Genomic DNA, 23,501 nt, shown 5'->3' with positions numbered 1-23,501 from the left:
CCCGGCCCTCCGCTCAGAACCGGGCGGTCTCGGTGTAGGTGCCCCACTCGGCGCGCAGGGCGTCGCAGATCTCGCCCAGCGTCGCCTCCGCCCGGGCGGCCTCCAGCATCGCCGGGACCATGTTCTCCTCGGTCCGGGCCACCTCGACCATCCGGGCGACGGCGGCGCGCGCCGCGGCGTCGTCCCGGCTCTGCCGCCGGCCGGCCAGCTCGGCCCGCTGGTCGGTCTCCACCTGGTGGCTCACCCGGAGGATCTCCAGGTCGTCGGCCGCGCTGCCGGCACCGGTGAGCGTGTTCACGCCGACGACCTTCTTCTCGCCCTTCTCCAGCGCCCGCTGGTACACGAACGCCGCCTCGGCGATCTCCCCGGTGAACCAGCCGTCCTCGATGCCACGCAGGATGCCGGCGGTCATCGTGCCGTCGCCGCCCATCTCCCGGACCCGGGTGAACACCTCCTCCGCCAGGCGTTCCAGCTCGTCGGTGAGCGCCTCGACGTACCAGGAGCCACCGAGCGGATCGGCCACGTTGAGCACCCCGGTCTCCTCGGCGATCACCTGCTGGGTGCGCAGCGCGATCTGCGCGGCCTTCGCACTCGGCAGGGCGAGCACCTCGTCCAGGGCGTTGGTGTGCAACGAGTTGGTGCCACCGAGCACCGCGGCCAGCGCCTCGACCGCCGTCCGCACGATGTTGTTGTCCGGCTGCTGGGCGGTGAGGGAGACGCCGGCGGTCTGGGTGTGGAAGCGCAGCTGCTGGGCCTTGTCGGTGCGGGCGCCGTAGACGTCGCGCAGCCAGCGGGCCCAGATCCGCCGGGCGGCCCGGAACTTGGCGATCTCCTCGAAGAAGTCGATGTGCGCGTCGAAGAAGAACGACAGGCCCGGGGCGAAGACGTCGACGTCCAGCCCGCGGGAGAGGCCCAACTCGACGTAGGCGAAGCCGTCGGCCAGCGTGTAGGCCAGTTCCTGCGCGGCGGTCGAGCCGGCCTCCCGGATGTGGTAACCGGACACCGAGATCGGCTTGTAGGCGGGGATCTCCTGCGCGCAGTACTCCATCAGGTCGCCGATCAGCCGCAGGTGCGGCTCGGGGGCGAACAGCCACTCCTTCTGCGCGATGTACTCCTTGAAGATGTCGGTCTGCAGCGTGCCGTCGAGTTGCGCGAGGTCCGCCCCCTGGCGCTCGGCAGCGACCAGGTACATGCAGAACACCGGGACGGCGGGGCCGCTGATCGTCATCGACGTCGTCGTCCGGTCCAGCGGGATGCCCTCGAAGAGCACGTCCATGTCCGCCGCGGAGTCGATCGCCACCCCGCAGTGCCCGACCTCGCCGAGCGCGAGGGGGTCGTCGGAGTCCCGCCCCATGAGGGTCGGCATGTCGAAGGCGACCGACAGCCCTCCCCCACCCTCGGCCAGCAGCGACCGGAACCGCTCGTTGGTCTGCCGGGCGTTGCCGAAGCCGGCGAACTGGCGGATCGTCCAGGCCCGCCCGCGGTAGCCGGTGGCGTGCAGCCCGCGGGTGAACGGGAACTCGCCGGGATAGCCGATCCGCTCGAACCCGGGGACGGCGGCCTCGTCGGCCGGGCCGTAGGCGGGCTGCACCTCCATCCCGGAGAGCGTGCTGAAGTCGGCGTCCCGCACCCGGCCGGCGGCCAGGGCCGCGTCGTAGCGCTGCTGCCACCGACTGCGGGCCTCGTTGCCCGGGGGATGCGTCATGCCCAGATGCTAGGACGTCCAACTACTTTGCGGCCACCCCTGCACGGGTCAGTCGCCGGCGACGTCCCCCGCGCCGAGGCGGACCTTCTTGAGCACGTCGAACAGCACGTCCAGCTCCGCCTCGGGCAGGTCGGCGAGCCCGAAGTCCTGGCTGGTCAGCGCCTCGGTCGCGCGCGGGACGACGTCCCGCCCGGCCGCGGTGATCGCGGCCAGCACCCCGCGGCCGTCGGCGGGGTTGGGCCGCCGCTCGACGTACCCGGCCGCCACCAGCCGCTCGATCGCGTTGGTGACGCTGGTCGGGTGCACCATCAGCCGGCTGCCGATCACCTTCAGCGGCAGCTGCCCGGTGCGGGAGAAGGTCAGCAGCACCAGCACCTCGTACCGGGCGAAGGTGAGCCCGTGTGGCTTGAGCGCCTCGTCGAAGCGGGCCAGCAGGATCTGCTGCACCCGGAACACGCTCGTCGCCGCCCGCATCGAGGCGGCCGGGCCGAAGTGCTGCGCCCAGCTCTCGGCGGCGCGCTCGATCGGGTCGAACGGCAGGCCCAGCGGTCGCACCATGACCGGGAGGCTAGTTCTCCGCCGGCGCACCCGGCCGCCACCGCCGAGATGCGCCCGATCGCGGCATCCGGTGAGACTGACACCGCGCCGGACCGCGTCTCGCCGGCCGCCTGTGGACGACGTCAGCGCGGGACCTCCACCGGGCGGCAGGCTGCGGCCGTGCCACCTCAGCCCACCCGACCGACCGCCCTGCGCGGGCGCCTGTTCCGCGGATCGGCGGCCGTGCGCGACGGCCACCTGACGCCCGCCCAGCTGCGCAGTCGCGCGTGGGTCCGGCTCTTCCCGGACGTCTATGCCTGCGCCTCCCTACTCGTCACCCACGACCTGCGGGCGAAGGCCGCGGCACGCCTGTTGCTGCCGGGATCCGTGGTCTGCGGACGCAGCGCAGCCACCTGGTGGGGCGTCCCCGTGGCCGAGACCGACGACGACGTCGAGCTCGTGCTGCCGGCCGCCTGCCGGGCCGGCGCGACCCACGGACTCCGGGTACGACGCGGTGCGGTCGACCCGTCGGAGGTGCGGCTGCTGCGTGAGGTGCCAGTGACGTCACCGGTCCGGACGACCCTCGACCTGGCCCGGACCCGCCCGGTCGCCGAGGCGGTGGCGCTGGTCGACCGGTTCGCCGCTGCCGGGATCGTCGACCTGGGAGCTGTCCGAGCGTCCGCCGCGACGGCGACCGGACGCGACTGCCGCACCGTCCGGGAGGTGCCGCGTCTGGCCGACGGACTCGCTGGGTCTCCCCAGGAGACGCGGGTGCGGCTGCTCATCGGCGGCTCGTCGCTCCCCCCGCCGGTCGCACAGTTCACGGTGCGTCACCGGGGTCGCTTCGTGGCCCGGGTCGACTTCGCCTGGCCGGCGCACCGGCTGGCCCTCGAGTACGACGGGATGTGGCACGCCGAGCCCGGCCAGTTCGCCGCCGACCGCCAGCGGCTCAACCGGCTGCTCGCCGCAGGCTGGCGGGTGCTGTTCGTGACCGCAGCCGACCTGCACCGACCGGACCAGCTGCTCGACCGCATTGCGGCGGCCCTCACCTGATGACGCCGAGGAACGCCTGGACGCGGTGTCACCGCGGGCGGACACCGCGGCCAGTCGCATCTCGCCGCCCGGGGGCGAGGAGCGGCCGCGGGTCAGGTGGGCGGGGCGGGGCGGAGCGCCGGGGCGTCACGGATGCCGAAGACCTCGCGCAGGGCGACCCGGGCGGCGTTGTCGCCGCAGTGGCCGTGCACCGCGGGCCCGGGCGGGGTCGCCGAGGACGCCAGGTAGGTGCCGCGGACCGGGGTCTTGTAGGTGTTCCACCGCGGCACCGGCCGGGCGAGCATCTGCCGCAGCGACGCCTCGCCGTTGGAGATGTCCCCGCCGACGTCGTTGGGGTTCCAGTGCTCCATCTCCCCGGCGTGCATGGTGCGCCGGGCCAGGATCGTGTCGCGGAACCCCGGGGCGAACCGCTCGACCTGCGCCTCGATCGCCTCGGTCATGTCGACGGTCGAGCCGTGCGGCACGTGCACGTAGGCCCAGAAGACGTGCCCGCCCTCGGGCGCACGGGAAGGGTCGACGACCGTGGGCTGGACGGCGAGCACGTAGGGCTGGTCGGAGATCCGCCCCGCGGCCGGCGCCGCCTCCCCGGCGATCGTCTCCTCCATCGTCCCGGCGACGTGCACCGTCCCGGCCCGGCGGACGTCGGGGTTGGTCCACGGCACCGGCTCGGACAGCGCCCAGTCGACCTTGAAGACCCCCGGCCCGTGCTTGTACCGCTTCACCCAGCGCCGGTAGCCGTCGGAGACCTGGTTGCCGGCCATCGCGACGAACGCGCTGGGCGAGGTGTCCAGCAGCACGGCCGGGACGCCGTCGAACTCGCGCAGGTCGGTGACCTCGTGGCCGGTGACCACCTCACCGCCCTGCTGCTCCAGCGCGGTGACCATCGCGTCGGCCAGCTGCTGCGAGCCGCCCTCGACCAGCGGCCAGCCGCGGTGGTGGCTCATCATCCCCAGGAACATGCCGAGCGCTGCGGTGAGCGGGCGGCTGAGGTCGAGCATCCCGTGGGCGGCCGCGCCGGCGATCAGCGCGCGGGCCGCATCGTCGTCGAAGTGCCGGCGGGCCAGCCAGCCGACGCTGGGCAGCCCCTGCAGCCCGAAGCCGGCGATCCCGGCGAACCCCTTGACCGGCGGCAGCCGCCGGAACGCCGACGTCAGGAAGAAGTCGGTGATCTCGTCCGCCTGGCGCAGCAGCGGACCGAAGAGCCGGCGGTAGCCGCGCCCGTCCCGGCCCAGCCCGGCCGCGGTCTGCTCCAGCGAGTGGTGGGAGAGGGCAGCGCGGCCGCCGTCCAGCGGGTGGGCGAAGTTGATCTCCGGCTGGAGCAGCCGGACCCCCCGGGAGGCGAGGTCGAACTCGCGGAAGAACGGTGCGGTCGCGGCCATCGGGTGCACCGAGGCGCAGATGTCGTGCCGGTACCCGGGCAGCGTCACCTCCTCGGTGCGCAGGCCACCACCGGCCCGCTCGCCGCGCTCCACCACCCGCACCGAGAGCCCGGCCGCGGCCAGCCGCAGCGCACCCGCCAGTCCGTTGGGTCCGGCTCCGACGACGACGGCATCCGGGGTCCCGTTCACGCCGCCATCCTGCCCGCCGCCTCCTACAGCTGCGCGATGAGCTCGTCGGCCGCGCGGTAGGGGTCGGTCTCCCCCGCCACCACCTGCTCGGCCAGCGCGCCGAGCGCCGCCGACCCGGAGACGTCGCCCATCCGCTCCCGCAGCCCGGCGACCGCGATCGCCTCGACCTCCCGGGCGGCGCGCTCGACCCGGCGCCGGCGCCCCTCGCCCGAGGAGGCCAGCCAGTCCGCGTGCTCGTCGAGCCGGGCCATGACGTCGGCGACCCCGTTGTCGGTCTCGCGGGAGGCGACCGTCTTCACGATCGGCGGGCGCCAGGCACCGGACTCGGTGTGCCGGCCGCCGAGGGAGAGCATCGCCCGCAGGTCGCGCACCGTGGTGTCCGCGCCGTCCCGGTCGGCCTTGTTGACGACGAAGACGTCGGCGACCTCGAGGATGCCGGCCTTGGCGGCCTGGATCCCGTCGCCCATCCCCGGCGCCAGCAGCACCAGCGTCGTGTCCGCGAGCGAGGCGACCTCCAGCTCCGACTGCCCGACCCCGACGGTCTCCACCAGGACGACGTCGCACCCGGCGGCGTCGAGCACCCGCAGCGCCTGGGGGGTCGCCCAGGCCAGCCCACCGAGGTGGCCGCGGGAGGCCATCGAGCGGATGAAGACGCCGCTGTCCCCGGCGTGGTCCTGCATCCGCACCCGGTCGCCCAGCAGTGCCCCGCCGGAGAACGGGGACGACGGGTCGACCGCCAGGACCCCGACCCGCTGGCCGGCGTCCCGGAAGGCGCGCACGAGGGCGGTGGTCGTCGTCGACTTGCCCACGCCGGGCGGCCCGGTGAGCCCCAGGACCCGGGCCCGCCCGGTGTGCGGCGCCAGCGCGGCGGCGACCTCACGCAGCAGCGGGCTGGCGTCCTCGACGAGCGAGATCAGCCGGGCCACCGAGCGGGCGTCCCCCTCGCGGGCCCGGGAGACCAGGGTGCCGACGTCGGCCGCCCGGCGACCCCGCCGCCCGGACGGGACCACGGCGGCCGGCGTCTGGACGGCGGTGCCCTCGGGCTGGGACGTCACGCCCGGGCGGGCACGTGCAGGATCAGCGCGTCGCCTTGGCCGCCGCCGCCGCACAGCGCCGCGGCACCGACCCCGCCACCGCGGCGGCCCAGCTCCAGCACCAGGTGCAGCACGAGCCGGGCACCGCTCATCCCGATCGGGTGGCCCAGCGCGATGGCGCCGCCGTTGGGGTTCACCTTCTCCTCGTCGACCGCCAGCTCGCGGGTGGAGACGATGCCCACGGCGGCGAACGCCTCGTTGAGCTCGACCAGGTCCAGGTCGGCGGGGTCGATCCCCTCCCGGGCGCAGGCCTTGGCGATCGCCCGCGCGGGCTGGCTCTGCAGCGTCGCGTCCGGCCCGGCGACCACGCCGTGCGCACCGATCTCGGCGAGCACGGTCAGCCCCAGCTCCTCGGCCTTCGCCGCGGACATGACCACGACCGCGCAGGCGCCGTCGGAGATCTGCGAGGAGGTGGCCGCGGTGATCGTGCCGTCCTTCGAGAAGGCGGGCTTCAGCCGGCCCAGGCTCTCCGCGGTGGTGTCCGGGCGGATGCCCTCGTCCTCGCGGAACTCGATCGGGTCGCCCTTGCGCTGCGGGATGAGCACCGGGGTGATCTCGTCGTCGAACAGGCCGTTCTTCTGGGCGGCGGCGGCCTTCTGGTGGCTGGCGGCGGCGAACGCGTCCTGCTCCTCGCGGGTCAGCCCGTAGCGGCTGTTGGCCTGCTCGGTGAGCGCCCCCATGGCCACCTGGTCGAAGGTGTCGGTGAGCCCGTCGTGCGCCATCGCGTCGACCAGCGTGGCGTCGCCGTACTTGGTGCCGGTGCGCGAGGTGGGCAGCAGGTGCGGCGCCTGGGTCATCGACTCCATGCCACCGGCCACCACGACCTCGAACTCACCGGCCCGGATCAGCTGGTCGGCCAGCGCGATCGCGTCCAGGCCGGACAGGCACACCTTGTTCAGGGTGAACGAGGGCACCGACATCGGGATGCCACCGGCGACGGCGGCGGGCCGGGCGGGGTTCTGGCCGGCCCCGGCCTGGATGACGTGGCCCATGATCACGTAGTCCACCTGGTCGCCGGTGACGCCGGCGCGCTCGAGCGCCGCCTTGATCGCCACCCCGCCCAGGTCGGCGGCGGAGAAGTCCTTCAACGAGCCGAGCAGGCGGCCCATCGGGGTGCGAGCACCCCCGACGATGACGGAACGGGTGGATGCGGGCTGGCTCATCGAGGCTCCAGTGACTCCCGGTCACCGCCGTTGGCGACCGTCTCGGCAGGACACCGCGTGGTCCCTCGGGGCGGGCCGTCGGGACACCACGGGCTGTGGTCAGGATAGGGCTCACGCCGCCCAACGGGTCCGGACCGGCGACCGAGGCCATCGACAGGACGTGAAGCCGGTCACAACCGACTGCCCCCGGGCGATCGGCAGCGGCAGGATGCGCGCATGACCTCCGCCGTGCCCGACGACGCGCACACCGGCCTGTTCACCACGATCGACCATGTCGGCATCGCCGTGCCCGACCTGGACGAGGCGATCGCCTTCTACGCGGCGACCTTCGGCATCCACTCGGTGCACGAGGAGACCAACGAGGAGCAGGGCGTGCGCGAGGCGATGCTCGCGGTCGGCGACGGCGAGACCCGGGTCCAGCTGCTCGCCCCACTGACCCCCGAGTCGACGATCGCGAAGTTCATCGGCCGTTCCGGCCCGGGCCTGCAGCAGCTGGCGTTCCGGGTCGCCGACGTCGAGGCGGCGAGCGCGACGCTGCGCGAGCGCGGCATGCGGCTGCTCTACGACGAGCCCCGGCGCGGCACGTCGGGCAGCCGGGTCAACTTCGTGCACCCGAAGGACGCCGGCGGGGTGCTCGTCGAGCTGGTCGAGCCCGCCGCGCAGGGATGAGTTGCGTGGGTCACACGACCTGGTCAGCCGGAGCTACCAGCCAGTAACCTCCGGCCACCGCACTGCCCCTCCGAGCCAATGACGACCCGGGAGCGCACGCATGGACCAGATCAGAGACGCCGTCCTCGCCGACCAGCTCGACGCGATCGGAGGACTCCCGACACCGGAGTCCTACCGTGCCGTGCTGGTCCGCCGCGACGAGCAGGACATGTTCGAGGGCCTGCCCACCAAGGACAAGGACCCCCGCAAGGCACTCCACGTGGAGGAGGTGCCGACCCCGGAGATCGGGCCGGGCGAGGCGCTGATCGCGGTGATGGCCTCCTCGGTGAACTACAACACCGTCTGGACGTCGATCTTCGAGCCGGTCTCCACCTTCGGGTTCCTCGCCCGGTACGGCCGGCTCAACGAGCTGACCAAGAAGCACGACCTGCCCTACCACGTGGTGGGCTCGGACCTCTCCGGCGTCGTGGTGCGGGTCGGCCCCGGCGTCAACAGGTGGAAGCCCGGCGACGAGGTCGTCGCCCACTGCCTGTCCGTCGAGCTCGAGGACCCGGCCGGCCACGACGACACGATGATGGACCCCCAGCAGCGGATCTGGGGCTTCGAGACCAACTTCGGCGGCCTGGCCGAGCTCTCGCTGGTGAAGAGCAACCAGCTCATGCCCAAGCCGGCGCACCTCACGTGGGAGGAGGCGGCCTGTCCCGGGCTGGTCAACTCCACCGCCTACCGTCAGTTGGTCAGCCACAACGGCGCCAACATGAAGCAGGGCGACGTCGTCCTCATCTGGGGCGCCTCCGGCGGGCTCGGCTCCTACGCCACCCAGATGGCGCTCAACGGCGGGGCCATCCCGGTGTGCGTGGTGAGCAGCCCGGAGAAGGCCGAGATCGTCCGCCGGATGGGCGCCGAGCTGGTCATCGACCGCTCCGCGGAGGGCTACCGGTTCTGGAAGGACGAGGAGACCCAGGACCCGAAGGAGTGGCAGCGGCTCGGCGCGAAGATCCGCGAGCTGACGGGCGGGGACGACTCCGACATCGTCTTCGAGCACCCCGGGCGGGAGACCTTCGGCGCCAGCGTCTACGTCGCCAAGAAGGGCGGCACGATCGTCACCTGCGCCTCGACCAGCGGCTTCCTGCACCAGTACGACAACCGCTACCTCTGGATGAACCTCAAGCGGATCGTCGGCTCGCACTTCGCCAACTACCGCGAGGCCTGGGAGGCCAACCGGCTGATCGACCGCGGGCTGATCCACCCGACGCTGTCCAAGACCTACGCCATGGACGACGTGGGCCAGGCCGCCTACGACGTCCACCGCAACCTGCACCAGGGCAAGGTGGGCGTGCTGACCCTCGCCCCGGAGGAGGGCCTGGGCGTCAAGGACCACGCCAAGCGGGAACGGCACCTCACCGCGATCAACCGCTTCCGGGACGTCTGACGAGGGGCTACCTGGGAGTTCGCTGGGTGCGGCCCTCGACACGCTGACCACACCTTCGATCAATGCGAGGATGACGCCATGAGCGACCCCCGCGACGACGAGTTCGGTTACCGCGACGGCGGCCCCACCTTCGACGTGGTGCGCAAGGGGTACGACCGCGACCAGGTCGCCGAGACGCTGGCCGGTCTCGACGCCGACCTGCACGTGGCGCTGGCCGACCGGGACGCCGCCGTGTCCCGGTCGGCCGACCTCGCCCGCCAGCTGCAGGCGCTGCACGGCGAGGTCGAGTCGCTGCGACGCCGGGCCGCCAGCGCGAGCGCCCCCACGTTCGAGAACATGGGCGAGCGCATCTCCAACATGCTGCAGCTCGCGCAGGACGAGGCGGCGGAGATCCGGCGTTCGGCCGAGGAGCAGGCCGCCCAGCTGCAGGCGGCCGTGGCCGCCGAGGCGGAGGCGATCCGCGAGCGGATCGCCGGTGAGGAGCGCGCGCTCGGGGAGCGCTCGGCCGCCAGCCGGGCCGAGGCCGAACGCCTGGTCGCCGAGGCACGGCAGCACGCCGAGCAGATCGCCGCGGTCGCCCAGGCCCGCGCCGACGACCTGGTCACCAAGGCCCAGGAGCGGGTGACCCGGCTCGACAACGACTCCCAGGCCCGCCGCGCCAAGGCCGAGCAGGACTTCGAGATCGCCCAGCGCGCCCGCCGGAGCGAGGCCGCCCGGCTGGAGCAGGAGCGCGAGCAGGCCTCGGTCGCCACCGCCCAGCAGCGGGTCGCCGAGGCCGACGAGCGGGCCCACCGCACGGTCGCCGAGGCCGAGGCCGCCGCGGCCGCGATCGGGAAGGTCCGGGACGACCTGACCCGCCGGCTGGCCGACGTCCGGACCCTGCTCGGCCGGCTGCCCGACCTGTCCGACCAGCCGCAGCCGGCCGAGGACGCCCAGCCGGCGGCTCCGGCCGAGCAGCGTGCGGCAGCCCGGTCGCCGCAGCCCGCCCCGGCGGAGTCCGCGCAGCAGGAGCAGCCGACCGAGGAGCAGTCGGGTGCGGACCAGCGCCCGGCGGCGCCGGCCACGCAGCCCACCCCGGAGCCGGCGGCCGCCCAGACCCAGGCGGTCCCGGTGCAGGCGGTCCGGACCGAGTCGGTACCGGCCCAGCCGGCACCCGCGGCCGGCGTGCAGCAGCCGGTCCGGACCCCGGCGCCGGCACACCCGACCCAGAGCACGCCGGCCCAGCAGGCTCCGGCCCAGCAGCCTCCGGTCGAGCAGGCTCCGGTCGAGGACCGGACGACGGCGGAGCAGCCGGCGGCCGAGCAGGCACCTCAGCAGCGACCCCAGCCCGGCGTGCGGCAGACGCCGCCGGTCCCTGCCCGCGGTCCGGCCACCCGGGTCCAGCCGACCCCGGCCGTGCCGGCCGGGCAGGGCGGTCCTCCCCCGGCGAACCGGGGCTGACCGCCGCCCTGTTCCTCGACGGACCCGTCCGGAGCACCGGGCCGGGCGTGGGTGATCGACCACCACCGGAGAGGACCACCGTGCCCGGGTCGTCTCGGACCGCGCTGATCGCCGTGCTCGGCGCCGCCCTGTGCGCCGTCGGGTTGCTGGCGGCCCCGGCGGCGTCCGCCGCACCCGCGGAGGACACCGGTCTGGTGCGGATGATGCACCTCTCCCCCGACACCCCGTCGGTCGACGCCTCCATCGACTCGGTCGCCGCCCCGGAGGCCCAGGTCCTGCTGCCCGCGGTCGGCTACGGCGACGTCTCGGCCTACCAGCGGGTCCCCGCCGGCAGCTACACCGTGAGCGTGCGGGCGGCCGGCGCCGACCAGGCCAGCCCCCCGGTGCTCGCCACCACCGTCACCGTGGCGCCGGGAACCGCGACCACGGTCGCCGGCGTCGGGCTGTTCGCCGACCTGGGCCTCGCCGTCGACACCGACGACCTCACCCTCCCGCCGGCCGGTGCCGCCCGGGTCCGGGTGGTCAACGCCGCGGCGACCGGCTCCCCACTGGACGTCGCTCTGGGCGGAGGCACCGTGCTCGCCTCCGACCTGGCGTTCGCCGACTCCACCGAGCCCGTCGACGTGCCCGGCGGCCCAGGGACGCTCGTCGTCACCGACTCCGGCGGCACCCCGGTCGAGCTCCCGGTCGACCTCGCCGCCGGATCGGTCCGCACCGTGCTCGTCCTGGACCGCCCGGACGGCGGGCTCACCGTGACCACCACCCTGGACGCCGCGGCCCCCGGCGTCGTGCCGGTCGGCGGCGTGGAGGCCGGCGCCGGCGGTACCGCCACGGACGACGGCCCCCCGGTCGGCCGCGCAGCTCTCGCCGCCCTGTCCCTCACCGCACTGCTGCTGGCCGTCGGCCTGCGCCGCCCCCGTCCCGGGTCCCCGACGTCCTGACCTGCCGACGATGACGACCTCGACCCTCTCCCGACCGGGCCGCCACCGGCTGACGGCGCTGCGGGCGGGGCTGCTCGCGGTGGCCGTCCTCGCCGGTGGGATGGCCCTGGTGGACCGCCCCGCCGACGCCGTCCACAGCACCGCGGTGGCGTCTCCGCCCGCCGCGGTGCCCCTCGGCCCCGCTGCGGCGGTGCGGGCGGAGCCGACCGTGGCGCCCCCGGTCGGGCTGCGCATCGCCGCGATCGGCGTGGACGCCGACCTCGTGCCGATCGGCGTGGACGACGCAGGCGCCCTCGTGCCCCCGACCGACGTCCAGCAGGCGGGCTGGTTCACCGCCGGCCCGGCGCCCGGCGAGGTGGGGCCGGCGGTGCTGGCCGGGCACGTCGACGACCACACCGGCCCCGGGGCGTTCGCCCGGCTGGAGGAGCTCGCCGCCGGGGACCAGGTGGTCGTCACCGGCGGGGACGGCCGGCCGGTGACGTTCACGGTGACCCGGGTGTCCGCCCACCCCAAGGGCGACTTCCCGGCCGAGGAGGTCTACGGGCCGACCACCGGCGCCGAGCTCCGGCTGATCACCTGCGGCGGGGCCTTCGACCGCAGCCGCCGCAGCTACACCGACAACGTCGTCGTCCACGCATCCGCAGGATGATGGAACGGCCCCGCTGCAGGGTCCCGCCGCGAGCTTGCGAGTGGTGGGGGGGCAGTGGGGTCCTTCACCTGCGGCGGTCGCGGGCCCGCCAGCAGGCGGTGTGCCAGTGCCGCCGCCAGTCGGAGGCGGAGTCGGTGTCCCACGGGTCCAGGTCGGAGTCCCGGGCGTAGGCCGGCCAGCTGACCACGTGCGGGGTCCGCGGCGGGATCATCTGGTCACAGCCCGGGCAGCGGTAGCTCTTGTCGCTGCCGGCCCCGGTGAGCGGCCGCACCACCCAGTCGCCGTCCGCGGCCTCCTCGACCGGCTGCCGGGCCGCCACCGGCCCACGCCCCGGCTGCGCGGACCGGGCGCGCCCAGGACCACGCCGTGAGCCACCTCGGCGGGGCACCGGCTACCGGTTCGCGTGGTCGCGGAAGCCGCGCCCGGCCTTGCGGCCCAGGTAGCCGGCGGTCACCAGGTGCTCGAGCAGCGGCGCCGGGGCGAAGCCGGGCTCGCGGAACTCGGTGTACAGCTCGCGCTCGATCGCCAGGGCGACGTCCAGACCGACGACGTCCAGCAGCTCGAAGGGGCCCATCGGGTAACCGCAGCCGACCTTCATCGCCGCGTCGATGTCGTCGGCGGTGGCGTAGTGCGCCTCGAGCATCTTGACCGCGTCGTTGAGGTAGGGGAACAGCAGCGCGTTGACGACGAACCCGGCCCGGTCGGTGCAGGAGACCGCGTGCTTGCCCACCTGCGCGCACAGCGCGTGCGCGGTGGCGGCGACGTCGGGCTCGGTGGCGATCGTCGAGACGACCTCGACCAGCTTCATCACCGGCGCGGGGTTGAAGAAGTGCAGGCCGACGACGTCACCGGGACGCTCGCTGGCCTTGGCGCACTCGATGACCGGCAGGCTGGACGTCGTGGTCGCGAGCACCGCGCCGGGCTTGGCGATCTCCCCGAGCGCGGCGAACAGCGCCTGCTTGACCCCCAGGTGCTCGACCACGGCCTCGATGACCAGGTCGGCCCCGGCGAGGTCGTCCAGCTGCGCGGAGCCGGTGACCCGGGCCAGGGCGGCGTCCCGTTCGGCCTCCTCCAGCCGGCCGCGGGCGACCTGCTTGTCCAGCGACCGGGTCAGCGCGTGCTGCACGGCCTCGACCTTGTCCAGCGTCCGGGCCACGAAGGTGACGTCGTACCCGCCCTTCGCGACGACCTCGATGATGCCGACGGCCATCGTCCCGGAGCCCACCACGCCGACGCTGCGGATCGGGCGGGCCCCCTCGGTGACCCCGCCGGTGGTCGGCGTCGCAGCGTCGGGCACGACCTCGGCGGAGTCGCGGCCGGCGTAGGTGTAGAAGCCGCGGCCGGTCTTCCGGCCCAGCAGCCCGGCGGTCATCATCTGCTTGATGATCGGCGCGGGCGCGTGCAGCCGGTCCCGGGACTGCTGGTACATCGTCACGAGGATCTCGTAGGCGGTGTCGATCCCGATGAGGTCCATCAGCGCGAGCGGGCCCATCGGCAGGCCGCAGCCCAGGCGCATCGCGGCGTCGATGTCCTCGCGGCTGGCGTAGCGGTTCTCGAACATCGAGACGGCGTGGTTGAGGTAGCCGAACAGCAGGGCGTTGGCGATGAACCCCGCCTTGTCGCCGATCGTCACGTCGATCTTGCCCAGCCGCGCGGCCAGCGCCTCGACGTCCTCGACCACCGACGGCTCGGTGACCACGGTGCGCACGATCTCGACCAGCTTCATCACCGGTGCGGGGTTGAAGAAGTGCATCCCGATGACCTTGCCGGGGCGGCCGGTGGTGACCGACAGCTCGGTGACCGACAGGCTGGAGGTGTTGGTCGCCAGGATGGTGTCCGGCGGGCAGATCGCGTCCAGCTTGGAGAACAGCTGGGCCTTGAGCTCCATCCGCTCCGGGATGGCCTCCACGACCAGCTCTGCGACGGCGAGGTCCTCCATCACCGTGGTGAACCGGATCCGGGACAGGATGACGTCGCGGTCACCGGCCTCGAGCTTCCCGCGGGCGACGGCCTTGCCGGTGGACTGCTCGACGTGCGCCCGGCCGCGCGCCAGCGCCTCGTCGGTCACCTCGACCGCCGTCACCGACAACCCGGCCCGGGCGAGCACCTCGGCGATGCCGGCACCCATCGTGCCCAGCCCCACCACGCCGACCTCGGTCAGTTCTCTGGCCACGTTGCCGTCCCTCCACCGTCGGTGATCCCGAGCAGTTTCGCACCACCCGGCCGCCAGGTCGCTACCGGCCGGTAGTCGGGCCCCGTCGCAGGGGCCCGCCGCGCGCGGAGCGGGTGGTGGGGGGCGACGGGGCCCTTCTAGAAGAGGCGCTGCGACGGGTCGTCGGTGCCCTTGAGGACGGCGTAGTCGACGGTCAGGCAGTCGATGCCCCGGTCGGCGGCCAGCACCCGGGCCTGCGGCTTGATCTCCTGCGCCGCGAACACGCCCTTGACCGGGGCCAGCCGCGAGTCGCGGTTGAGCAGCTCCAGGTAGCGGGTCAGCTGCTCGACCCCGTCGATCTCGCCGCGGCGCTTGATCTCCACGGCCACCGTCGTGCCACTGGCGTCCCGGCAGAGCAGGTCGACCGGGCCGATCGCGGTCGGGTACTCCCGGCGCACCAGCGACCACCCCTCGCCGAAGGTCTCCACGTGCAGCGCGAGCAGTCGCTGGAGGTCGGCCTCCACGCCGTCCTTCTGCAGGCCGGGGTCGACGCCGAGGTCGTGCCGGGAGTCGTGCTCGACCGACTCGATGGTGATGATCAGCTGCTCGCCGGCCTTGTTGGTGACCGTCCAGGTGCCCGCTGTGCCGCCGTCCGGAGAGTCCGTCAGCTCCTCCGTGACCGAGCACGGCGGGCTCATCCAGTTCAGCGGCTTGTAGGCCCGGTCGTCGGCGTGGATGGACACCGAGCCGTCGGCCTTGACCAGCAGCAGCCGGGTGGCCGGCGGGAGGTGGGCGGTGAGCCGCCCGATGTAGTCCACGGAACAGCGGGCAATGACCAGGCGCACGGACGACGACGCTACCGGCTGTCCGACCCGCGCTCCGCACCGGCGGGACCGCGCAGGACCCGGTGGAACCCCGTGGGCCGCCGAGCCGTGTACTCCCCGTGCGGAACTCACCTGTCCTCCGTCCCGCCGTCGGCCTGGCGCTGGCGACCCTGCTGCTGACCGCCTGCGCCGAACGGGGCGGCACCGGAGCCGCGCCACCCGGCCCGTCCGGCGAGACGCCGACGGAGTCGGAGACCGTCTCGCTGCCGGAGGGCGAGGACGCGCTGGTGCTCCAGGTCGCCGATGTCGGCGGCTTCACCACGCCGGAGATGCTGGCCGCGCGGCTGCCGATCGTGACCGTCTACGCCGACGGCCGGGTGATCACCCAGGGGCCGGTGCCGGACATCTACCCCGCGCCGGCCTGGCCCAACGTGCAGGTGCAGCAGGTCGACCAGGCCACCGTGCGGGAGCTCGCCGAGCGGGCGCTGGACGCCGGCATCGCCGAGACGGCCGACCTGGGCTCCCCGCCACTGGCCGATGCCACCTCCACCCGGTTCACCCTCAACACCGCGGAGCGCAGCCTGCAGCGAGAGGTCTACGCGCTCCGGGAGAGCACCGGGGGGCTCCCCGGGGAGCCGGACGCCGGTGGGATCACCGAGGAGCAGGAGGAGGCGCGGGCGCAGCTGCAGGACCTGCTCGACGACCTGACCGACCTCTCGCAGACCCTCTACAGCGAGGGTCAGACGCCGGAGTCGTACCGCCCGGAGGCGGTCGCCGCGCTGGCCAGGCCGTGGACGGAGCCGGGCGACGAGCTGTCCCACCCGGAGCTGCCCTGGCCGGGGCCGGCCCTGCCGGGCGAGCCGATCGCGCCCGGGGTGACCTGCGTGACGGCGACGGGCGACCAGGCGCAGGCCGTCGCCGACGCGGCCCGGGACGCCACCGCCCTGACCCCCTGGGTCGGTGCGGAGGGCGAGCGCTGGTCGATCACCTTCCGCCCGCTGCTGCCACACGAGTCCGGCTGCGCCGACCTCACCGGCTGAGGCGGTCCGGCGCCCGCCCGGAGACCCCGCCGGGAGAACCGGCATCCGCCCGGAGACGGGCCTGCGTCGGCCAGGAGACGTGCGGCCGTAGTCCTCTCGGGGGATGTGAGGGGGGACCTGAGGGGGATGTGCGCGACTCTCCGGCCGAGCAGGCTCGGGGCATGCCGTTCCCGGGGAGCCGACCGTGACCGACGCCGTGCTCGGCTGGGTGCAGGAGCTGATGGCCTCCCCGTGGGTGTACCTGGTCCTGTTCTCGCTGGCCGCCCTCGACGGCTTCCTGCCCGTCGTGCCCGGCGAGAGCGTGGTGATCACCGCCGGCGTCTTCGCCGCGACCGGGCAGCCCGACCTGGCGGCGGTCGTCGCCGTGGCCGCACTGGGCGCCTTCGCCGGTGACCACGCCTCCTACCTGATCGGGCACCGGGCCGGCCCCCGGCTGCGGGCCTGGGCCCGGCCGGGCGGCCGGCGCCGGGCGGCGCTCGACCGGGCGGCCCGGTTGCTGGCCGCCCGCGGCGGGGTCCTGCTGGTCACGGCCCGGTACGTGCCGGGCCTGCGGACGGCGGTGACGCTGACCGCCGGGGCGGTGGGCTGGCCACTGCGCCGGTTCACCCCCTTCGCCGCGCTGGCCGCCCTGACCTGGGCCGGCTGGTCCGCCGGGATCGGGTACGTGGGAGGACTGGCCTTCGAGCGCGACCCGCTGCGCGGCCTGCTGCTGGGCCTCGGCCTGGCCCTGGTCCTGGCCGCACTCGGCGAGGGCGTCCGCCTCCTCGTCCACCGCCGCCGGCCCCCCGTCGACGCGGTGGCCGAGCGCGCGCCGGCCGAGGTGGGGGCAGGCTGACCGGGTGAGCACCGTCGAGGACGTCACCCCCACCTCCCCGCGACCGGTGCGCCGCACCGTCTTCACCCAGGGCTGGCGGGACGCCACCTTCCTGCACTGGGCGGTCGACCCGGCCCTGGTCGCCCCGCTGCTGCCGGCCGGCGCCCTGCCCGACGTGCTGGACGGCGTGACCTACGTCGGCCTCATCCCCTTCCGGATGCGCCGGATCGGCCTGCTCGGGGCGCCGGGGCTGCCCTACCTCGGCTCGTTCGCCGAGACGAACGTGCGGCTCTACTCGGTCGACGAACAGGGGCGGCGCGGCGTGGTCTTCCGGTCGCTGGAGGCCGACCGGCTGCTGCCGGTGCTGGCCGCCCGCTGGGTCGCCCACCTGCCCTACCTGTGGTCCCGGATGCGCATCGCCCGCGACGGCGACCGGATCACCTATCAGGCAGCCCGCCGGTGGCCCGGCCCCCGCGGCGCCGGCGGGCGCATCACCGTCCGGGTGGGGGCCCGGCTGGCCGACCCCGGCCCGCTGCCGCGGTTCCTCACCAGCCGCTGGGGCCTGCACCAGACCACCCTGGGTCGGCTGGCCTACTGGCCGAACGAGCACCCGGAGTGGCCGCTGCACGCCGCCGAGCTGCTGGAGCTGGAGGACGACCTGGTCGCCGCCGCCGGCCTGCCCACGGTCGGCGGCGCCCCGGACAGCGTGCTGTTCTCCCCCGGCGTCGACGTCCGGTTCGGCCCGCGGGTGCCGTGACCCGGGCCGATCGGGCGACCCGCCGACGGATCGAGACGAGGTGGTTCCGCCGGCGCACGTCCTGGGCGAGACTGCCGGGGTGACCGGGAGCCCGACGTCGCCGACCCCGCCGTCCGTCGCGCTCTCCCCCGCCTGGCTGCACCGGGTGCTGGACGCGGCGCGCACCCGGCTGGGGATGGACGTCGCCTGGATGTCGACGTTCACCGAGAGCACCCAGCAGATCCGCGCCGCCACCGGCGCACTGGACGCCATGCACGTGCGTCCGGGGATGGAGCCCTCCCTGGAGGGGTCCTTCTGCGTACGGGTGCTCAGCGGGCAGCTCCCCCCGGTGGTCACCGGCGCCCGCCGGCACCCCGGCACCCGTGACCTGGCGGTCACTGCCGACCTGGGCATCGGCTCCTACGTGGGCGCCCCGGTCCGGGCGCCGGACGGCCGCCCGGTCGGGATGCTGTGCTGCGTGAGCCGGGACGACGGGGCACACCTGGACGGCGCGGCCGCCCGAACCCTGGAGCTGCTGGCCGACGTCATCGCCGACCGGTTGGCCGAGCCGCTGCCCGAACCGCCGACCGACCCCGCTGCCCGGGTGCGCGACGTGCTGAGCGAGGGGGCGGTCGTCACCCACGTCCAGCCGATCGTCGACCTGGCCACCGAGGAGGTCGTGGCCTACGAGGCGCTGGCCAGGTTCCCGGGCATCGCCGACGGGCCGGAACGGCTGTTCAGCGCCGCCGCGGCCGCGGGGCTCGGCACCCAGCTGGAGGAGCTGGCCGCGCGCGCCGCGCTCGCCGTGGCACCGCGGCTCCCCGCGGGGCGCCCGCTCGGGATCAACCTCTCCCCACCGGCGCTGCTGTGCGCGTCGGTCACCGACCTGCTGCTCGACCACCGGCACCTGGACGTCGCGGTCGAGGTCACCGAGCACAGCCCGGTGGACGACTACGACGCCCTGGACCGTGCCCTGACCTGCCTCCGCGACGCCGGCATCGGCCTGACCGTGGACGACGCCGGTGCCGGGTACGCCAGTTTCCGGCACGTGCTGCGACTGCGCCCCGACGCGATCAAGCTGGACCTCGCACTGGTCGCCGGCGTGCACACCGACCCGGCCAAGCAGGCGATGGTCACCGCGATGGTCAGCTTCGCCGGCGCGACGGGCGCCCGGCTGGTGGCCGAGGGGATCGAGGACCCCGCCGAGGTCCGCACGCTCCGCTCCCTGGGCGTGTGCCAGGGACAGGGGTACCTGTTCGGCCGTCCGGCGCCGCTGCTCTGACGCGCTGCGCCGGTCCCCCGCCGAGCCGCGCGATGCCGCCGACGGTGGGCAGGGGATGATCCGGCCACGCGTCGTCGAGGTGGGGAGCACCGTGGTGGAGCCCGTTCGGTTCGGACTGGTGGGGTACGGCTTCGGAGGGCGGTACTTCCACGCCCCGCTGCTCGCTGCCGCGGTGGAGTGCGACCTCGTCGCGGTGGCGACCTCCTCGACCGAGCGGCGCGAGCTGCTCCGCCAGGAGCACCCGGGCGCGACCGCCGTCGGGTCCCTGCCCGAGCTGGCGGCAGCCGGCGTCGAGGCCGTGGCGATCTCGACGCCCGCCGACACCCACAGCGCGCTCACCGACCAGGCGCTCGACCTCGGCCTGGCCGTCGTCTGCGACAAGCCGTTCGCGCTGGACGCCCCGGCCGCGCAGGCCAGCGTCGAGCGGGCCCGCCGGCTCGGCCTGCCGCTGGCGCCCTACCAGAACCGCCGCTGGGACTCCGACTTCCGCACCGTGCAGGCGCTCGCCGAGGCGGGGACGCTGGGCACGATCACCCGGTTCGAGTCCCGCTTCGAGCGGTTCACCCCCGACCCCGGCCCGGCGCCGTCCGGTGGTGGCACGCTGCTGGACTTCGGCAGCCACCTGGTCGACCAGGCGCTGGTGCTGCTCGGCCCGGTGTCCTCGGTCTACGCCGAGTGGCGGGTGCGCGCGAGCGGGCTGGACGACGACGTCTTCGTCGCCCTCACGCACGCCGGCGGCGCCCGGTCGCACCTGGCCGGCAGCTGGAGCGAGGGCGCACCGGGCAACCGGTTCCGGGTCACCGGCACGGCCGGCAGCTACGTCGTCGGCGGGCCGATGGACGGCCAGGAGGAGGCGCTGATCGCCGGGGAGAGCCCGGCGACCCGCGGTCCGGAGTGGGGCGCCGAGCCGGAGGCCCGCTGGGGCCGGGTCCGGCGGGGGGACCACGAGTACCGGGTGCCGACCCTGTCCGGCGCCTGGGACACGTTCTACCCGGCGTTCGCCGCCGCCGTCCGCGGCCTGGGCGCCGTGCCGGTCGAGCCGCAGGACGCGGTCGCCTCGCTCACCGTGCTCGACGCCGCCCGCCGCAGCGCGACCGAGGGCGTCGTCGTCCGGCTCGGGTGACGGCCGGGGCGACCCGGCCCGGTCACCGGTGGGCCGCCTGCACGGTGAGCGGCTCGGCGTGGTCGTCCTCGACCCACTCGAGGAGGTCGCCGGGCTGGCAGCCGAGCACCCGGCACATCGCCTCCAGGGTGCTGAAGCGGACGGCCTTGGCCCGGCCGTTCTTCAGCACTGCCACGTTGGCCGGGGTGAGCCCGACCCGTTCGGCGAACTCGCCGACGCTCATCTTCCGCTTGGCCAGCTCGACGTCGATGCGCACGACGATCGGCATCAGATGACCGCCTCCATGTCGCTGCGCAGCGTCGTGGCCTGCAGCAGCAGCGTGCGCATGACCGCCATCAGCAGCCCCACCACGGCCCCCACCAGCAGCAGCACCAGCAGGAGGGCCGGCGGCCCCGGGTCGTCACTGACCTCGTCGATGACGAAGTAGTACGAGCTGACGAAGGCGCCGAGCAGCATCAGCCAGCCGACGACCATCGCCACGACGATCGCGTCCACCCATGGCAGCGCGCTGGTGCTGAAGATGCAGTCCCGCCGGACCATGGTCAGGAGCTTCCAGGTGCAGACGACGACGACCTGCACGCATGCCAGCCCCACGATCGAGGCCACGAACATCGTCCCCCGCACCAGCGACTGCTCCAGCGACGGGTCGACCAGGTCCGGCAGCATCCCGGGCGCCACCCAGATCTGAGCGGCGACCAGGGCGGCGAACAGCAGTGCGAGCAGGAACCTGATCGGCAGCACCAGCGGACGTACGTGCGGCATGGATCGACGATCACCTGTCATCTATCGAGAGTCAACAGGTGAGGCTGTCGAACCACCCGCCGTCCCTCAGACGGGCACGGGAGCCTCTTCGGCGAGGCCGTTCGCCTCCCGGACGACGGCGACCACCTCGGCCATGATGTCGGTGATCCCGAAGTCCTTGGGCGTGAAGACCCGGGCCACCCCGAGGTCCCGCAACCGCCGGGCGTCGGCGTCGGGGACGATCCCGCCGACGACCACCGGGACGTCGTCCAGACCGGCCGCCCGCAGGCCGGCCAGCACCGCCGGCACGACCTGCAGGTGCGACCCGGAGAGGACCGACAGGCCGACCACGTGCACGTCCTCCTCGACGGCCGCGGAGACGATCTGTGCCGGGGTCAGCCGGATCCCCTGGTAGACCACCTCGAACCCGGCGTCCCGCGCCCGCACGGCGATCTGCTCGGCACCGTTGGAGTGCCCGTCCAGACCTGGCTTGCCGACCAGGAAGCGGAGCCGGCCACCCAGCTCCGCGCCGGTGCGCCGGACCAGCTCCCGCACCTCGGTCAGGGTGGCGTCGGCCGCACCGGCGCTGGCCCCACCGACGCCGGTCGGGGCCCGGTACTCGCCGAACACCGCACGCAGCGCGCCGGCCCACTCCCCCGTGGTCACGCCGACCCGCGCGCAGCGCAGCGTGGCGGCCATCAGGTTCTCGTCGGTGGCCGCGGCCGCGCGCAGGTCGTCGAGTGCCGCGGCCACCGCCCCGGGCTCGCGCTCCTCGCGCCACCGCTGCACCGCCGCCTGCGCCGCCGCCTCGACCGCCGGGTCGACGGTCTGGATCGCGGTCTCGAGGTCGGCCAGCAGGGGGTTGGGCTCGCTCGTCGTGTACCGGTTCACGCCGACGACGACGTCCTCGCCGCTCTCCATCCGCCGCCGGCGCTGGGCCAGCGAGGCCACCAGCTCGCTCTTCATGTAGCCGGACTCGACCGCGGCCACCGCGCCGCCCAGCTCCTGCACCCGGGCGATCTCCACCCGGGCCCCCTCGACCAGCTCGGCGACCTTCCGCTCGACCACCACCGAGCCGGTGAACAGGTCCTCGTACTCCAGCAGGTCGGTCTCGAACGCCAGCACCTGCTGCAGCCGCAGCGACCACTGCTGGTCCCAGGGCCGCGGCAGGCCGAGCGCCTCGTTCCAGGCCGGCAGCTGCACCGCCCGCGCCCGGGCGTCCCGGGAGAGCGTGACCGCGAGCATCTCCAGCACGATCCGCTGGACGTTGTTCTCCGGCTGCGCCTCGGTCAGGCCGAGGGAGTTGACCTGCACCCCGTACCGGAAGCGCCGCTGCTTCGGGTCGGCGACGCCGTAGCGCTCCGCGGTCAGCTCGTCCCAGAGCTGGCCGAAGGCGCGCATCTTGCACATCTCCTCGACGAACCGGACCCCGGCGTTGACGAAGAAGGAGATCCGGGCGACGACGTCGCCGAAGCGCTCCGGCGGCACCTGCCCGGAGTCGCGCACCGAGTCCAGGACGGCGATCGCGGTGCTCATCGCGTAGGCGATCTCCTGCACCGGCGTGGCCCCGGCCTCCTGCAGGTGGTAGCTGCAGATGTTGATCGGGTTCCACCGCGGCATCGCTGTCACCGTGTAGGCGACCATGTCGGTGATCAGCCGCATGCTCTGCGCCGGCGGGAAGACGTAGGTCCCCCGCGACAGGTACTCCTTGATGATGTCGTTCTGCGTCGTCCCGGCCAGCTGCGCGACGTCGTGGCCGTGCTCCTCCGCGACCGCCTGGTAGAGCGCGAGCTGCCACATCGCGGTCGCGTTGATCGTCATCGACGTGTTCATCTCGTCCAGCGGGATCCCGTCGAACAGCGCACGCATGTCACCGATGTGCGTCACCGGCACCCCGACCTTGCCGACCTCCCCCACGGCCAGCTCGTCGTCGGGGTCGTACCCGGTCTGGGTGGGGAGGTCGAAGGCGACCGACAAGCCGGTCTGTCCCTTGGCGAGGTTCCGCCGGTAGAGGGCGTTGGACTCCGTGGGCGAGGAGTGACCGGCATAGGTGCGCATGACCCAGGGACGGTCGCGGTCCTTCGGCGCTGAAGGGAACGGCATGCCAGCGGAGTGTAGGGCGGTTACTGACCAGTAGCCACGGGCATCCCCCTGCGGTGGCACACTCGGGACCGGGCTCGCGACCGGACGGCCGCCCCCGCCGCAGGGAGGTCAGCGTGCCGATCGACGCCGGGAGCCTGCACTACGCCGTGGGGCCGGTCATCGCCTTCCTGATGCTGGTGCTGATCGGGCTGTTCCTCCGCTGGGCCTTCGCCTCGGACTCCTCCTCGGGCACGCCGGTGCAGCGCGAGGAGCTGCTGACCCCGGTGGCCACGCTCACCCGCCGGGAGTCGGCGCTGGCCCTGCGGGCCGTGCTGAGCGACGCCGGCATCCGGTCCACGATCCGCGAGCCGGCCGCGCACCGGGCCGACGTGCTCGTCTTCCCCGAGGACCTCCAGCGCGCCCGTGCGCTCGCGCTGTCCTTCGGGGGCCGCTGAC

Annotated in this window: 23 protein-coding genes; 12 read left to right on the top strand and 11 right to left on the bottom strand. The window is 74.3% G+C overall.

The features are described from left to right. Positions 1-13: 13 nt before the first annotated feature. Complete coding sequence (locus O2W16_RS10815; RefSeq protein ID WP_269158832.1) at positions 14-1,705, bottom strand: acyl-CoA mutase large subunit family protein; 1,692 nt, start codon at positions 1,703-1,705, stop codon at positions 14-16. A 48-nt stretch (positions 1,706-1,753) separates the two neighbouring features. After that, the gene (locus tag O2W16_RS10810; protein WP_269158831.1) at positions 1,754-2,263 is read right to left on the bottom strand and encodes a MarR family winged helix-turn-helix transcriptional regulator; all 510 of its coding nucleotides are present in this window, start codon (positions 2,261-2,263) and stop codon (positions 1,754-1,756) included. Positions 2,264-2,422: 159 nt separating this feature from the next. Here O2W16_RS10810 and O2W16_RS10805 point away from each other — a divergent pair, with 159 nt between their 5' ends. Continuing rightward, entirely contained in the window at positions 2,423-3,295 is an 873-nt protein-coding gene (locus O2W16_RS10805; RefSeq protein WP_269158830.1) for an endonuclease domain-containing protein, read from the top strand. A 92-nt stretch (positions 3,296-3,387) separates the two neighbouring features. Here the strand turns inward: O2W16_RS10805 and O2W16_RS10800 are convergent, their stop codons facing one another. The 3 genes from O2W16_RS10800 to O2W16_RS10790 are packed head-to-tail and all read right to left on the bottom strand — an operon-like array spanning position 3,388 to position 7,120. Further along, entirely contained in the window at positions 3,388-4,863 is a 1,476-nt protein-coding gene (locus O2W16_RS10800) for a phytoene desaturase family protein (RefSeq protein WP_269158829.1), read from the bottom strand. A 23-nt stretch (positions 4,864-4,886) separates the two neighbouring features. Then, positions 4,887-5,918: a methylmalonyl Co-A mutase-associated GTPase MeaB gene (gene meaB / locus O2W16_RS10795; RefSeq protein WP_269158828.1), complete on the bottom strand. Its 1,032-nt coding sequence runs from the start codon at positions 5,916-5,918 to the stop codon at positions 4,887-4,889. Beyond that, a complete protein-coding gene (locus O2W16_RS10790) occupies positions 5,915-7,120 on the bottom strand; it encodes an acetyl-CoA C-acetyltransferase (protein WP_269158827.1) in 1,206 nt (401 codons plus the stop codon). Before O2W16_RS10790 ends, meaB begins: the two co-directional genes overlap by 4 nt. 216 nt (positions 7,121-7,336) lie before the next feature. On the opposite strand from O2W16_RS10790, the gene mce reads away from it, so the two are divergent. The 5 genes from mce (at position 7,337) to O2W16_RS10765 (ending at position 12,251) form a co-directional block, all read left to right on the top strand. Next, positions 7,337-7,789 (top strand): methylmalonyl-CoA epimerase, encoded by a 453-nt coding sequence (gene mce / locus O2W16_RS10785; RefSeq protein ID WP_269158826.1) that lies wholly within the window; start codon positions 7,337-7,339, stop codon positions 7,787-7,789. A gap of 100 nt (positions 7,790-7,889) precedes the next feature. Further along, a complete protein-coding gene (gene ccrA / locus O2W16_RS10780) occupies positions 7,890-9,221 on the top strand; it encodes a crotonyl-CoA carboxylase/reductase (protein ID WP_269158825.1) in 1,332 nt (443 codons plus the stop codon). Positions 9,222-9,299: 78 nt separating this feature from the next. After that, positions 9,300-10,661 (top strand): hypothetical protein, encoded by a 1,362-nt coding sequence (locus O2W16_RS10775; protein ID WP_269158824.1) that lies wholly within the window; start codon positions 9,300-9,302, stop codon positions 10,659-10,661. Positions 10,662-10,741: 80 nt separating this feature from the next. Next, complete coding sequence (locus O2W16_RS10770; RefSeq protein ID WP_269158823.1) at positions 10,742-11,602, top strand: DUF4397 domain-containing protein; 861 nt, start codon at positions 10,742-10,744, stop codon at positions 11,600-11,602. A gap of 10 nt (positions 11,603-11,612) precedes the next feature. Continuing rightward, the gene (locus O2W16_RS10765) at positions 11,613-12,251 is read left to right on the top strand and encodes a class F sortase (RefSeq protein WP_269158822.1); all 639 of its coding nucleotides are present in this window, start codon (positions 11,613-11,615) and stop codon (positions 12,249-12,251) included. A gap of 64 nt (positions 12,252-12,315) precedes the next feature. Here the strand turns inward: O2W16_RS10765 and O2W16_RS10760 are convergent, their stop codons facing one another. The 3 genes from O2W16_RS10760 to nucS form a co-directional block, all read right to left on the bottom strand. Next, positions 12,316-12,570 carry a hypothetical protein gene (locus tag O2W16_RS10760; protein WP_269158821.1) on the bottom strand — a complete coding sequence of 85 codons (255 nt, stop codon included), beginning with the start codon at positions 12,568-12,570 and terminating at the stop codon, positions 12,316-12,318. A gap of 72 nt (positions 12,571-12,642) precedes the next feature. Then, complete coding sequence (locus tag O2W16_RS10755; protein ID WP_269158820.1) at positions 12,643-14,424, bottom strand: 3-hydroxyacyl-CoA dehydrogenase family protein; 1,782 nt, start codon at positions 14,422-14,424, stop codon at positions 12,643-12,645. 137 nt (positions 14,425-14,561) lie between these two features. After that, positions 14,562-15,248 carry an endonuclease NucS gene (gene nucS / locus O2W16_RS10750; RefSeq protein ID WP_269158819.1) on the bottom strand — a complete coding sequence of 229 codons (687 nt, stop codon included), beginning with the start codon at positions 15,246-15,248 and terminating at the stop codon, positions 14,562-14,564. A 98-nt stretch (positions 15,249-15,346) separates the two neighbouring features. Here nucS and O2W16_RS10745 point away from each other — a divergent pair, with 98 nt between their 5' ends. The 5 genes from O2W16_RS10745 (at position 15,347) to O2W16_RS10725 (ending at position 20,222) form a co-directional block, all read left to right on the top strand. Further along, positions 15,347-16,267, top strand: a complete 921-nt coding sequence (locus O2W16_RS10745; protein WP_269158818.1) for a hypothetical protein — start codon at positions 15,347-15,349, stop codon at positions 16,265-16,267. A 184-nt stretch (positions 16,268-16,451) separates the two neighbouring features. Further along, positions 16,452-17,102, top strand: a complete 651-nt coding sequence (locus O2W16_RS10740; protein WP_269158817.1) for a DedA family protein — start codon at positions 16,452-16,454, stop codon at positions 17,100-17,102. Positions 17,103-17,106: 4 nt separating this feature from the next. After that, a complete protein-coding gene (locus tag O2W16_RS10735) occupies positions 17,107-17,838 on the top strand; it encodes a YqjF family protein (RefSeq protein WP_269158816.1) in 732 nt (243 codons plus the stop codon). Positions 17,839-17,917: 79 nt separating this feature from the next. Next, a complete protein-coding gene (locus O2W16_RS10730) occupies positions 17,918-19,099 on the top strand; it encodes a sensor domain-containing phosphodiesterase (protein WP_269158815.1) in 1,182 nt (393 codons plus the stop codon). Positions 19,100-19,154: 55 nt separating this feature from the next. Further along, the gene (locus tag O2W16_RS10725; RefSeq protein ID WP_269158814.1) at positions 19,155-20,222 is read left to right on the top strand and encodes a Gfo/Idh/MocA family protein; all 1,068 of its coding nucleotides are present in this window, start codon (positions 19,155-19,157) and stop codon (positions 20,220-20,222) included. 22 nt (positions 20,223-20,244) lie between these two features. On the opposite strand, the gene O2W16_RS10720 is transcribed toward O2W16_RS10725, so the two are convergent. From O2W16_RS10720 to O2W16_RS10710, 3 genes are all read right to left on the bottom strand, one after another. Beyond that, positions 20,245-20,490 (bottom strand): helix-turn-helix domain-containing protein, encoded by a 246-nt coding sequence (locus O2W16_RS10720; protein ID WP_269158813.1) that lies wholly within the window; start codon positions 20,488-20,490, stop codon positions 20,245-20,247. Further along, positions 20,490-20,984: a DUF2975 domain-containing protein gene (locus O2W16_RS10715; protein ID WP_269158812.1), complete on the bottom strand. Its 495-nt coding sequence runs from the start codon at positions 20,982-20,984 to the stop codon at positions 20,490-20,492. The genes O2W16_RS10720 and O2W16_RS10715 overlap by 1 nt, the downstream gene beginning before the upstream one ends. A 66-nt stretch (positions 20,985-21,050) precedes the next feature. Continuing rightward, positions 21,051-23,066, bottom strand: a complete 2,016-nt coding sequence (locus tag O2W16_RS10710) for a methylmalonyl-CoA mutase family protein (protein WP_269158811.1) — start codon at positions 23,064-23,066, stop codon at positions 21,051-21,053. A gap of 113 nt (positions 23,067-23,179) precedes the next feature. On the opposite strand from O2W16_RS10710, the gene O2W16_RS10705 reads away from it, so the two are divergent. Continuing rightward, complete coding sequence (locus tag O2W16_RS10705) at positions 23,180-23,500, top strand: hypothetical protein (RefSeq protein WP_269158810.1); 321 nt, start codon at positions 23,180-23,182, stop codon at positions 23,498-23,500. Position 23,501: the final 1 nt, after the last annotated feature.

The organism is Modestobacter sp. VKM Ac-2984 (genome assembly GCF_026967985.1).
Taxonomy (GTDB): domain Bacteria; phylum Actinomycetota; class Actinomycetes; order Mycobacteriales; family Geodermatophilaceae; genus Modestobacter.
This window is presented reverse-complemented; position numbering and strand designations above follow the sequence as displayed.